General features: G+C 69.7%; 10 protein-coding genes. 8 read left to right on the forward strand and 2 right to left on the reverse strand.

All coding sequences use genetic code 11. From position 1 onward, the window contains the following. The first annotated feature begins 231 nt into the window (after nt 1–231). The 8 genes from KOF26_RS09440 to KOF26_RS09475 all read left to right on the forward strand — a co-directional run bounded on the left by KOF26_RS09440 (nt 232) and on the right by KOF26_RS09475 (nt 11,999). Complete coding sequence (locus KOF26_RS09440) at nt 232–1,527, forward strand: patatin-like phospholipase family protein (RefSeq protein WP_216323677.1); 1,296 nt, start codon at nt 232–234, stop codon at nt 1,525–1,527. Nucleotides 1,528–1,530: 3 nt separating this feature from the next. Then, a complete protein-coding gene (locus KOF26_RS09445) occupies nt 1,531–5,127 on the forward strand; it encodes a S8 family serine peptidase (protein ID WP_216323680.1) in 3,597 nt (1,198 codons plus the stop codon). A gap of 51 nt (nt 5,128–5,178) precedes the next feature. After that, on the forward strand, nt 5,179–5,856 hold the full coding sequence (gene rpiA / locus KOF26_RS09450) for a ribose-5-phosphate isomerase RpiA (RefSeq protein WP_216323683.1): 678 nt from the start codon (nt 5,179–5,181) through the stop codon (nt 5,854–5,856). 81 nt (nt 5,857–5,937) lie between these two features. Then, complete coding sequence (gene tkt, locus KOF26_RS09455) at nt 5,938–7,998, forward strand: transketolase (RefSeq protein ID WP_216323685.1); 2,061 nt, start codon at nt 5,938–5,940, stop codon at nt 7,996–7,998. 32 nt (nt 7,999–8,030) lie between these two features. Then, nucleotides 8,031–9,017, forward strand: a complete 987-nt coding sequence (gene gnd / locus KOF26_RS09460; protein ID WP_216323688.1) for a phosphogluconate dehydrogenase (NAD(+)-dependent, decarboxylating) — start codon at nt 8,031–8,033, stop codon at nt 9,015–9,017. Continuing rightward, nucleotides 9,014–10,444, forward strand: a complete 1,431-nt coding sequence (gene zwf / locus KOF26_RS09465; RefSeq protein ID WP_216323691.1) for a glucose-6-phosphate dehydrogenase — start codon at nt 9,014–9,016, stop codon at nt 10,442–10,444. The genes gnd and zwf overlap by 4 nt, the downstream gene beginning before the upstream one ends. Continuing rightward, nucleotides 10,441–11,241 (forward strand): Cof-type HAD-IIB family hydrolase, encoded by an 801-nt coding sequence (locus tag KOF26_RS09470; protein ID WP_216323694.1) that lies wholly within the window; start codon nt 10,441–10,443, stop codon nt 11,239–11,241. The genes zwf and KOF26_RS09470 overlap by 4 nt, the downstream gene beginning before the upstream one ends. Then, nucleotides 11,238–11,999: an HAD-IIB family hydrolase gene (locus KOF26_RS09475; RefSeq protein WP_216323697.1), complete on the forward strand. Its 762-nt coding sequence runs from the start codon at nt 11,238–11,240 to the stop codon at nt 11,997–11,999. Before KOF26_RS09470 ends, KOF26_RS09475 begins: the two co-directional genes overlap by 4 nt. Here KOF26_RS09475 and KOF26_RS09480 read toward each other — a convergent pair. Beyond that, nucleotides 11,977–12,552: a DNA-3-methyladenine glycosylase gene (locus tag KOF26_RS09480; RefSeq protein WP_363182222.1), complete on the reverse strand. Its 576-nt coding sequence runs from the start codon at nt 12,550–12,552 to the stop codon at nt 11,977–11,979. The genes KOF26_RS09475 and KOF26_RS09480 overlap by 23 nt on opposite strands. Continuing rightward, nucleotides 12,549–12,731 (reverse strand): DUF3606 domain-containing protein, encoded by a 183-nt coding sequence (locus KOF26_RS09485; RefSeq protein WP_216323700.1) that lies wholly within the window; start codon nt 12,729–12,731, stop codon nt 12,549–12,551. Before KOF26_RS09485 ends, KOF26_RS09480 begins: the two co-directional genes overlap by 4 nt. Nucleotides 12,732–12,870: the final 139 nt, after the last annotated feature.

Here is a 12,870-nt window from a genome sequence, read left to right on the forward strand (position 1 = left end):
TCTGGATGAGGCGCTGGACGAATCCTATCCCGCCAGCGACCCCGTCGCGTCCTTGCATTTCAACTGAAGGGCACAAGGCCCAGGCGGCCGCCGCACGGCGTGGAGACTGAGCGATCGCAAGATGATTAGGAGCAGATCGAGGCCTGTGATAGATTTCGCAGGTGACGCCGTGGCGTTCTGAAAGCTGGGGAGCTTTCGATGCGAAGGATTCAACGGGACGCCGGGGCTGCGTTGTCCGGATTTTCATGCGCGATACTGGCGGCACTCCTCAGCTCGTGCGTCGCGCCGCTGACGAGGCCGCCGGGTCTGGCATGCGGCGCCCGCCTGCCGCTGCACGAGCCGGTCGACCCCACCGCCGCCGCCAGCATCCCCACCCTGCTCGACGACACCATCGCCATCAAGCGGCGCGCGGCGCCGGGCGGGCAGGTGGTCGTGACGATCCTCGCGCTGTCCGGCGGCGGGAAATATGGCGCGTTCGGCGCCGGGTTCCTCGCCGGCTGGTCAGAGGCGGAACGCAACGGCCAGATCGTGCCGATCCGGCGCGAAGAGGTCGATATCGTCACCGGCATCAGCACCGGGGCGCTGCTCGCCAGCTTCGCGGCAGCCGGCAATCAGGCCGATCCGCAGGAACGCGCGCGAGCGGACCGCGCCGCGCAGGCGGCCTATCAGGCGTCCGACCGCGACCTGATCCGCAAGAAGGGCATGCTCGCCGCGCTGACCTCCAACGGACTGGTCGATCCCAAGGGGCTGCTGGACATTCGCGTCGCCAATTCGGTGGCGGCCTTCCGCGACGATGTCGCCCGCCTGCCGGATGGCCATAAGGTGCTGATCGGCGCGACCAACCTCACCAACGGCAAATTCTACGTCGCCGACATGCGCGAGGTGGCGCGCAACGGCGCTGCCGCCGATGCCTGCTACACCGAATGGCTGCTCGCCTCGGCGGCGGTGCCGGCCTCCTTCCCGCCGCGCTTCATCGACGGCCACGGCTATGTCGATGGCGGCGTGCGATTCGGCGCGTTTCTCGGCAACGACGTGCAGCGCGTGGTGCGGCGGACCCGCGCGCCGGGCGATCCCCTTGCCGATGCCGATGTGCGGGTGAACCTGATCGCGCTGTTCAACAATCCGGTCACCGCCAACAGCCCGGCACGGGATCCGGCCGCCGCGCTCGCCTGCGACCGGTCGACGCTGGCCACCGCGGCGCGGGATTGCCCGGCGGTGAAGAACAAGCTGATCGACCTCGCGCTGCGCTCGGCCGGCGATATCATGACCCACCAGGTCTATCTCGACTCGCTCTATCGCCTGCAGCGCGAGCTGGAGGCGGCGGGCATCCTCGGCCTCAGCAAGTTCATCTATGCCGCGCCGGCGCAGATCGCGGCCAAGGGCTGCCGCGCGACGACGAGCGACCAGTTCGACCGCGGCTACATGGATTGCCTGTACCAGCTCGGCTACGAGATCGCCCAGGATCCGGCGCGGTGGCAGAATTTCGACACCGTCCCGCGCGGCGCGCGGGCCAATGAAAGGCGTTGATCCATGGCCGCCGCACCCGCCCCCTTCGCGCTCGAGCGGCGCGATCCGGACTATGCGATCATCGAGATCTTCGCCGGCGACAATAACCTCGCCAACTTCGTCGCACCCGACCTGCAGGAGGCGCTGAACGGGCTGGGCAGCGCCGGGTCGATGCTGGCGCTGGTCGATTATGCCTCGCGGCCGACCGAGGTGCTGGAGATCACCAACGGCCGCGCACGGCGGATCGAGGCGCCCGGCGAGATCGACACCGGCGACGCGAAGACGCTCGCCACCTTCCTCGCCCGCGCGCTGGCGAGCTATGCCGCCGACGTGCCGGTCGCCATCGGCTTCTGGGATCACGGCAGCGGCGTGTTCGACGAGCGCGACCGCAACGGGGAGCTAGTGTCCCTCGCCCGCGATGCCGCAGCGCGGCCGCCGCGGCGGCTGGTGCCGTCGGGCAGGCTGTTCGGCCGCGGCGCCAGGGGCAGCGCCGGCGACGTCCGCATCGAGGCGATGCTGAACGACGACAGCAGCGGCGGCCTGCTGACGACGCGCGAGGCTGGCGCCGTGCTGCGCGCCGCCGTGCGCGACGGCAAGCGCAAGGTGACGGCGATCTTCTCGGACGCCTGCCTCAACGGCATGGTCGAGGTGGTCCACGAATTCGGCGACATCGCCGAGGTGGTGATCGGCTCGCAGGAGCTCGAGCCCGGCGACGGCTGGGACTATACCGGCTTCCTCACGCAACTGGCGGCGCCCTATGACGCGCCCGCCTTTGGTCGCGCCGCGGTCGAGGCCTATGGCGCCTGTTATCGCACCCGCCTCGACCAGCAGCCGATAACCCTGGGCGCGTTCCGCACCGGGGACGGGATCGCCACCGCCTTCAAGGCGCTCGTCCAGGCCGCGGAAGCGGGCGGCGATGCCGCCTTTCGCCTGCTCGATCGCGCGCGCGCGGCGGCGACCAGCTTCGCCGGGCGCGACAGCTACGACCTGATCGAGTTCGCGCGCGCCGTGGTGAAGCTCGGCGCCGGGCCGATCGCGGCTGCGGCGACGGCGCTCGCCGAGGCGGGCGAGGCGGCGCGGATCGACAGCGTCGCGATCGGATCGCAGGTGGCGCGCGCCACCGGCCTGTCCTTCTGGTTCCCGCGCGATGCCGCCGCGCTGGCGCGCGATCGCGACACCTACCGCACGCTGCAGTTCGACAAGGCGACCGGGTGGAGCGCTTATCTCGACCGCCATCGCAGCATCGCCACGGCCGGCCATGCCCGCGCCGCGCCCGCAGCCGGCCGCAGCACCCCGCGCGAGCCCCTCGCCCTCGGCACCAGGGCGGTGCCGACGGTGGTCTACGTCCACGGCATCGGCAACAAGCCGCCGGCGGCGGTGCTGAAATGCCAGTGGGACCGGGCGTTGTTCGGCAACGAGATCGGCGACCGCAGCCGCATGTGCTATTGGGTCAATCGCGATTATTACCCGGTGCCTGCCACCGACAGCTGCGCGGGCAGCGACGTCGTCCAGGTCGACGATGCGGAGATATCGACCCGCGCCGTGATCGCGCTCGCGTCAGGCGAGGAGGGGTCGGAGGCCCGCGCCATCGCCGGCGAGATCGAGGCGCTCGCCAGGACCCCCAAGCAAAAGCGCACGCTGGCGGCGATTGCCGCCAAGCTGGAGGCGAGGCGCGATCCGCCGGCCGCCGCCGCGCTCGATGTCTCGGCCAGGCTGATCCCGCTGCCGGACACGTTGCGCGACCTGATGGCCGGGAAATTGACGAGGGCGTTCCTGCGCGACGTCAACGATTTCCTGTTCAAGCCCGAGCGTCGCGAGGCGATGAAGCAGGCCGTGCGCGAGCGGCTGGGCGATGGCGGCACCTACGCGATGGTCGCGCACAGCCAGGGCACGATGATCGCCTTCGACGTGCTGCACGATCTCGATCCGGCGAAATATCACGTGCCGCTGTTCCTCACCATCGGATCGCCGCTCGGCATGGAAGAGGTGAAGGATCGCTTCAAGACGTGGAAGGTGCCGCGCGAAATCCCGCCCTGCGTGCAGCGCTGGGTCAATGTCGCCGACATGCTCGACCCGGTCGCGATCGATTCCGACCTGTCGGGAGATTATGCCGGCGGCGTCGAGAACCATAACCGCTTCTTCCTCAATCCCGATTCTCCCCGCCATCCGCATTCGGCGACCGGCTATCTCGGCACCGGCTTCGCACGGAAGCCGGTGATGGAGACGGTCGGCGCCTCGTTCGGCCAGATCATCGCGCCGGTGGTCATCGCCAAGGATCTTGTCGAGCTCATGGAGAATGCACGCCACGACGAACGCCAGAATGTGCTGATCCAGCTCGCCAGCGCGACCTCGGCAACGGCGGCGGACCTCGACGCGGCGGCGTCCGGCATCGAGGCGCGGATCCACGCGCTGGTGGCGGCGGGCGGCGGCGACCCGGACGATGCGCAGGTCGACCGGCTGCGCCGCTATGTCGCCGCGAGGCTGACGCGCGGTGAGATGGACGGCCTGCGCGCCGCCTATCGCGACCTGTCGATCAAGATGGCGTGGCGCGACAGCGAGAAGCGCGCGCTGATCGCGGATTCGACCAACACCATCCAGGCGAGGCCGGCCAATCTCGGCTATGGCGCCGACGGCCATGACATCGCTTGGGCGGTGCTCGACAGCGGCATCTGCGCCGACCATCCCCATTTCGCGCGCACCGGCTATGGCCGCAACGCGGTGATCGCCCAATATGATTGCCTCGGGCGCGGCGCGCCGCAGCGGCTGGTGCCGGGCGATGCCGCGTTCGGCCGCCTCGACGGCAATGGCCACGGCACCCATGTCGCCGGCATCATCGCCGGCGAGGGCCAGGCGATGCGCGACGGCGTCGCCACCTGGTTTCGCGGCATGGCGCCGGCGGCGCGGCTTTATGGCTTCAAGGTGCTCGACGATGACGGCCGCGGCCGCGATTCGGCGATCATCAAGGCGCTGGACGCGATCGCCGACATCAATGAGCGCGCCGGGCGGCTGGTCATCCACGGCATCAACCTCAGCCTCGGCGGCGCGTTCGACCCCAGCGTCTATGGCTGCGGCCACACGCCGCTCTGCGAGGAGATCAAGCGCCTGTGGCGGCAGGGCGTGCTCACCGTCGTCGCCGCCGGCAACGAAGGCTATGCCGTGCTCGACGGCGCGAGCGGCGCGATCCAGGCCAACATGGACCTGTCGATCGGCGATCCCGCCAATCTCGACGAGGCGATCGCCGTCGGATCGGTCCACAAGACCAATCCGCACAGCTACGGCATCTCCTATTTCTCCTCGCGCGGGCCGACCGCGGACGGGCGCGCCAAGCCGGACCTCGTGGCGCCGGGCGAACGCATCATCTCGGCCCGATACGACTGGCAGACCAGCCGCGCGGCGATCCCCGAAGTCGAGACGCTCTATGCGGAGATGAGCGGCACCAGCATGGCCGCCCCCCATGTCTCGGGTCTGCTCGCCGCATTCCTGTCGCAGCGGCTGGAATTCGTCGGCGAGCCCGACAAGGTGAAGCGCATCCTGCTCAACGGCTGCGTCGACCTGCGTCGGGATCGCTACATGCAGGGATCGGGACTGCCGAACCTGATCAAGATGCTCGCTCTCGAATAGGCGCCCACGGCCGGTCTTCCTTCCGGCGGGCGGGCTCCCTAAATGCCGGCCATGGCCCCCTCCCCCTCCGATGCGCTGAAGCGAGCCGCCGCCGAGGCCGCGGTCGACGAGGTGAAGTCGGGGATGATCGTCGGCCTCGGCACCGGCAGCACCGCCGCCTTCGCCATCGAGGCGCTGGCACGAAAGGCGCGCAACGGGCTCGACATCCGCGCCGTGGCGACGTCGGAGCGCAGCGCCGCCCAGGCGCGGGCGGAAGGCATCACGCTGATCGACATGGACGGACTGGCCGCGATCGACCTCGCCATCGACGGCGTCGACGAGATCGACGCCCGGCTCCGCGCCATCAAGGGTGCCGGCGGGGCGATGCTGCGCGAGAAGATCGTCGCCGCCGCCGCCCGCCGGATGATCGCCGTCGCCGACGTCTCCAAGGCGGTGGACCGACTCGGGCAGAGGCCGGTGCCGGTGGAGGTGCTGCCGCTGGCGCAGGGCTATGTCGCGGCGGCGATCCGCGCCCTTGGCGGCGATCCGGCGCTGCGGGCGGGCACGCGCACCGATCAGGGCAATGTCATCCTCGACTGCCGCTTCGCCGCGCTCGACGATCCGGCGGCGCTCGCCGACCGGCTCGCGGCGATCCCGGGCGCTCTCGGCCACGGCCTGTTCGTGACGGAGATCGACGCGCTCTATCTGGCGACGCCCGGCGGGATCGTGGTGCGGGCGCGGCCGGGCTGATCCAAATTAGTTCGGGCCGGCGTGCATCCTTCCCCGGGACGCCGGCGTTGCGCCCCTGCCCCCGCAAGGATTGATCCCTTCATGACTGCTGCCCCCTCGCCCGAGCGGCTCGCTATCGACACCATTCGCACGCTCGCCATGGATGCGGTGCAGAAGGCCAATTCCGGCCATCCCGGCACGCCGATGGCGCTGGCGCCGGTCGCCCACACCTTGTGGTCGCGCTTCCTGCGCTACGATCCGGCGGCGCCCGACTGGCCCAATCGCGACCGTTTCGTGTTGTCCTGCGGCCATGCCTCGATGCTGCTTTACGCATTACTCCACCTGGCAGGGGTCGAAGAGATCGACGCGGACGGCAACAAGACCGGCCAGCCGGCGGTGAGCCTCGACGACATCAGGCAGTTCCGGCAGCTCGGCTCGAAGACGCCGGGCCATCCCGAATATCGCATCACAACCGGCGTCGAGACGACCACCGGCCCGCTCGGCCAGGGCTGCGGCAATTCGGTCGGCATGGCGATCGCGGCGCGCTGGCTGGCGAGCCGGTTCAACCGCGACGGCTTCACCCTGTTCGACAATGACGTCTACGTCTTCTGCTCGGACGGCGACCTGATGGAAGGGGTGGCCAGCGAGGCGGCCTCGATGGCGGGGCACCTCAGGCTCGGCAATCTCTGCTGGGTCTATGACGACAACCACATCACCATCGAGGGCGACACCGCACTCGCCTTCGACGAGGACGTGCCGGCGCGGTTCGCGGCCTATGGCTGGCAGACGATCGTGCTCGACGATGCCGAGGATGTGGAGGCGTTCGCCCGTGCTCTCGACCAATTCAGGGCGACCGACGACCGGCCGACGCTGATCGTCGTCAAGTCGATCATCGGCTATGGCTTCCCGACCCGCGCCGGCACCCACAAGGCGCATAGCGACGCGCCCGGCGAGGAGGAGATACGCGGCGCCAAGAAAGCCTATGGCTGGCCGCAGGACGCTCAGTTCCTCGTGCCGGAGGAGGCGAAGCGCTCCTTCACGGAGGCGGTCGCCGGGCGCGGCCGGCCGCTGCGCGAGGCGTGGGAGGAGATGTTCGCGCGCTATCGCGAGGCGCATCCGGAAATGGCGGAGGCGCTCGACCAGCTGCGCCGCGGCCGCATGCCGGACGATTGGGCGGCGGCGCTGCCCGGCTTCCCGGCCGATGCCAAGGGCATGGCCAGCCGCGAGGCGAGCGGCAAGGTGCTGAACGCGATCGCCGCCAAGGCGCCGTGGCTGGTCGGCGGCGCGGCAGACCTGTCGCCCTCGACCAAGACCGACGTCAAGGACGCGCCCTCGCTGGAGGCGGACAGCCCGGGCGGGCGCAACATGCATTTCGGCATCCGTGAGCATGCGATGGGCTCGATCGCCAACGGCATGGCGCTGACCTATCTGCGCCCCTACACCGGCACGTTCATGGTCTTTTCGGACTATATGCGCCCGCCCATCCGGCTGGCCGCGATCATGGAATTGCCGGTGATCTTCGTCTTCACCCATGATTCGATCGGCGTCGGCGAGGACGGGCCGACCCACCAGCCGATCGAGCAGCTGGCGGCGCTGCGTGCCATTCCCGGCCTCGACACGATCCGCCCCGGCGATGCCAACGAGACGGCGGTGGCGTGGAAGGTGGCGCTGACCCACACTCACGAGCCGACCGCGCTGATCCTGTCGCGTCAGCCGATCGCGACGCTCGATCGGGGACGCTATGCCCCCGCGGATGGACTGGAGAAGGGCGGGTATGTGCTCGGCGACTGCGCGGGCACGCCGGAGATCATCCTGATCGGCACGGGATCGGAGCTGCCGCTGGTCGTCGCCGCCCATGAGCGGCTGGCCGCCGACGGGGTGCGATCGCGGGTGGTGTCGATGCCGAGCTGGTATCTGTTCGAAAAGCAGGATCGCGCCTATCGCGACACCGTGCTGCCGCCAGGCGTGCGCGCGCGGCTGGCTGTCGAGCAGGGCGGCGCGATGGGGTGGGATCGCTATGTCGGCACGGACGGCGAGACGGTGACGATGTCCACCTTCGGCGCGTCCGCCCCGATCGCCAAGCTGCAGGAGAAATTCGGCTTCACCGTCGATCAGGTCGTGGACAAGGCACGGGCGCTGGCGAAGCGGCTCGGCGACAACTGACTTTTGGCACAGACAAGGAAGGAAACCGGCGCATGCGCTTGGCAATGATCGGCCTCGGCCGCATGGGCGCGAATATCGCGCGGCGCTTGATGCGCGGCGGGCACGAGATCGTCGCCTATGATCGCGACCATGCAGCGGTCGAGGCGCTGGCGAAGGATGGCGCTGTCGGCGCCGCCTCGCTGGACGCGGTGAGCGGCATGCTGGACGGCCCGCGCGTCTTCTGGGTGATGCTGCCCGCCGGCGAGCCGACCGAAACGACGATCGCCGCGCTGCTCGATCGGGCCGGCCCCGGGGACGTGATCATCGACGGCGGCAACACCTTCTACAAGGACGATATCCGCCGCGCGAAGCTCTGCGCGGAGCGGCAGGTCGCCTATGTCGATGTCGGCACTTCGGGCGGCGTGTGGGGGCTGGACCGCGGCTATTGCATGATGATCGGCGGCGACAAGGCGGTGGTCGACCGGCTCGACCCGATCTTCGAGACGCTGGCGCCCGGCCTCGGCACCATCCCGCGCACGCCCGACCGGCTGAACCGGGAGGGCTGCGATCCGCGTGCCGAGAAGGGCTATATCCATTGCGGCGACGCAGGCTCCGGCCATTTCGTGAAGATGGTCCATAACGGCATCGAATATGGGCTGATGGCCGCCTATGCCGAGGGCTTCGACGTGCTGAAGAGCAAGTCGTCGGAGCGGCTGCCCGAAGACGAGCGGTTCGACCTCAACCTCACCGACATCGCGGAGGTGTGGCGGCGCGGCTCGGTGATCTCGTCCTGGTTGCTCGATCTCACCGCCTCGGCGCTGGCCAAGGACCAGGCGCTCGAAAATTTCAGCGGCAAGGTCGCGGATTCCGGTGAAGGCCAGTGGACGATCCATGCCGCGATGGAGGAGGCGGTGCCGGTCTATGCGCTGTCGGCGGCGCTGTTCGCGCGCTATCGCAGCCGTGTCGACACCACGTTCGGCGACAAGCTCCTCTCCGCGATGCGCTTCGGCTTCGGCGGGCATGTCGAAATGCCGCAATGAGCGAGGCACCACGGGCGCCGGCCGCCACCATCGTCATCTTCGGCGCGATGGGCGATCTCGCCCGCCGTCTGCTGGCCCCGGCCCTGCTCAATCTCGAAAAGGCCGGCCTGCTCGACGCCGACACCTCCATCCTCGGCATCAGCCATGGCGAGGGGGACGATGCGCGGCTCGCCGAACATCTCTCGGCGATGGTCGAGGACAAGGCGGCGTGGCAGGGCTTCGCCGGGCGCATCCATTATCTGCGCGGCGATTTCGCGGAGGACGGGCTCTACGCCGCGCTGAAGGAGCGGCTTTCGGGCAACGCCGTCTTCTACCTGGCGACGGCGCCGTCCTTCTTCGCGCCGGTGGCCGAGCGGCTCGGCAAGGCCGGGCTGCTCGGCGAGGCGGACGGGTTTCGCCGCGTCGTCATCGAGAAGCCGTTCGGCACCGACCTCGCCTCCGCGCAGGCGCTCAACCGTTGCGTGCTGGCCCATGCGAGCGAGGCGCAAATCTACCGGATCGATCATTTCCTCGGCAAGGAGACGGTGCAGAACATCGCCGTCGCCCGCTTCGGCAATCCGCTGATCGAGGCGGTGTGGAACAGCCGCTACGTCGATCATGTGGAGATCACCGCCGCCGAGAGCGTCGCGGTCGGCACCCGCGGCAAATTCTATGACGAGACCGGCGCGCTGCGCGACATGGTGCCCAATCATCTGTTCCAGCTGCTGGCGCTGGTCGGCATGGAACCGCCCAACAGCTTCGATGCCGAGGCGGTGCGGAGCGAGAAGGCCAAGGTTATCGCCGCCGTGCGGCCGATCGCGCCGGAGGATGCGGTGCGCGGCCGCTATCTGGGGGGCGAGGCCGGCGGCGAGGCGGTGCCCGCCTATCGCGACACGGCCGACGTGGCGGCCGACAGCCGCACCGAGACCTATGTGGCGATGAAGGTCGCGGTGGAGACGTGGCGCTGGCACGGCGTGCCCTTCTACCTGCGCACCGGCAAGGCGCTGGCGGCGCGCGATACCGAGATTGTGCTCACCTTCCGCGAGGCGCCGCTGACGCTGTTCCGCGACACCGCCGCGCCGACCCTGCCGCCCAACCGGCTGGTGCTGCAGATCCAGCCGGACGAGGGCATCCATCTCGACATGGCGGTGAAGAAGCCCGGGCCGCTGATCGAGACCGCGCCGGCCACGCTCGACTTCGCTTATGGCGAGCATTTCGAGCTGGGCCATCGCACCGGCTATGAGACATTGCTCTATGACGTGCTGATCGGCGACCAGTCGCTGTTCCAGCGCGCCGACCAGATCGAGGGCGGATGGCGCGCGGTGCAGCCGCTGCTCGATGCCTTCAGGACCGGCGAGCCGGAGGATTATGCGCCCGGCGGCACCGGCCCCGCCTCGGCCGATGCGCTGCTCGCGCGTGACGGCCGGACATGGAACCCGATCGCATGACCGATATCCGCCTGCTCATCTCCGATGTCGACGGCACGCTCGTCCGCTCCGACAAGACGCTGAGCGACGCCGTCATCGCCGCCGCCGGCCGGCTGGAGGCGGCGGGGATCATGATGTCGCTGATCAGCGCGCGGCCGCCGAGCGGCATCGGCTGGATCGCCGGGCGGCTCGGCCTCAAGGGCGCGATCGGCGCGTTCAACGGCGGCACCTTGCTCGGCGGGGACGGCTCCATCCTGCGCGCCGAGCGGCTTGCCGCTGACACCGCCGCCGCCGCGCTCAGCGCGATCGACCGGCCCGACGTCATCAAATGGCTGTTCGCCGACGGGCAATGGCACACCGACCGGCTCGACGATCATTACACCCCGCGCGAGCGGCGATCAGCCAATCAGGAGCCGGTGGTGTGCACCGATTTCGGCCGCTTCCTCGACCGGGTCGACAAGATCGTCGCGGTGTCGGCCGATCACGCCATGCTGGCCGGGCTGGAGGCCGCGGTGGCCGGCACGCTCGGCGACGGCGCCAATGTCGCGCGCTCCCAGCCCTATTATCTCGACATCACCGCACCGGCCGCCAACAAGGGCGACGGCGTCGCCGCGCTGGCCGAGGCGGCCGGCGTGACGCTGGACGAGGTGGTGGTGATCGGCGACCAGTATAACGACCTGCCGATGTTCCGCCGCGCCGGCCGCGCCATCGCCATGGGGCAGGCGCCGGAGGATGTCCGCCGCGCCGCCGCCGACGTGACCGACAGCAATGACGAGGACGGCGTCGCCAGCGCCATCGACCGGCTGCTGGCCCGATGAAGCAGCTTATCGCCTTCGACCTCGACGGCACGCTCGCGGAGAGCAAGCAGCCGCTTGGCGAGGAGATGGCCGGCCTGCTCGGCGAGTTGCTCGGCGTGGCGATGGCGGCGGTGATCTCCGGCGGGGACTGGCCGCAGTTCCAGAAGCAGGTGGTGGCACGGCTGCCCGCCGCGACCCGGCTGGATGGCCTGTTCATCATGCCCACCACCGGCACCAAGCTCTATCGCTTCGAGGGTGGCGACTGGCGGCAAATCTATGCCGACAGCTTCGACGCGGCCGAGCGCGACCGGATCGTCGCGGCGATCCGCACCGCCGTCGACAGGACCGGCCTCGCCGAGGCCCGTACATGGGGCGAGACGATCGAGGATCGCGGCACCCAGATCACCTTTTCCGGCCTCGGCCAGCAGGCGCCGCTCGACGCCAAGGCGGCGTGGGATCCTGATCGCGCCCGGCGCACGAAATTGCAGGCGGCGCTGCGCGAGATGCTGCCCGATCTGTCGATCAATGTCGGTGGCTCGACCTCGATCGACATCACTCGCCAGGGCATCGACAAGGCCTATGCCATTCGCCGGCTGACAGCGGCGAGCGGCGTGACGGCGGCAGGCATCCTGTTCATGGGCGACGCCATCTATCCGGGCGGCAACGACGATCCGGTGCGCGAAGCCGGCGTCGACACGATCGCGGTTCGCGATCCGGCGGAGACCGCCAATGTCGTACGCGGCATCATCGCCTGCCTCAGCGGGCGTGGGGCCGGCTGAGATAGGGCGAACCCCTGAGGCAGAACCGCCATGGCGTCTCCACGCCGCGGGTGATGCCGATACGCGGACCGATGGCGATTTCCGCCGCGCCGGTCGCCGGCAGCAGGGCGAAGGGCGGGCGATCGAGCGGCAATCCGTCGAGGCGCCGGTCGATGGCCAGCGCCTGACAGAGGCGGCCCGGCCCCGAGCAGAGCCGCGCCGGTTCGAGGCCGCCGCGGCGGGCCTGCATGATGTCGAGGCCGGCCAGGGGCTCGAGCGCGCGCACCAGCACGGCGCTGCCGATGCCGTCGCCACAGACGAAGTTCAGGCACCAGTGGATGCCGTAGATGCGATAGACATAGGCGTGACCGGCCGGGCCGAACATGCTGGCGTTGCGCGCGGTGGGGCCGCGAAAGCTGTGCGACGCCGGGTCCATCGCATCATAGGCCTCGGTCTCCACGATGCGGCCGCCGACGCCGTCGACGAGCAGGGTGGCGCCGATCAGCGCGCGGGCGACCGTTTCGGCGCGGTCCGCGAAGAAACCCGGCGGCAGTGTGATCGCCGGGCTGCCTATTTCAGCCGGCCGGCCGCCGCGTCGAGCGCGTCGCGGTCATTGCCGTGGCGCGCGATCAGCTCTTCGGCCTGGGCGCGGGTGATGCCGTGCTTGCGAGCGAAATAATCGACCTCATAGCCTTCTCCGCCCGCCACCTGGCGGCGATCCGCGCCACCCACCTTGGTCTTGTCGTCGGACATCGTCTCTCTCCTTCGCCGTCGAGAATCGGTGGCGGGGGGCGTTGGTTCCCGTCCTCGAATGGCGAGTGTCGGCGGGCGGAGCTTAACCGCGGACGCATTAGCCGCTATGAAGGCGCTCCGGAAGATCGACCCCGAGAGG

The sequence above is a fragment of the Sphingomonas quercus genome (genome assembly GCF_018863195.1).
Lineage (GTDB): Bacteria > Pseudomonadota > Alphaproteobacteria > Sphingomonadales > Sphingomonadaceae > Solisphingomonas > Solisphingomonas quercus.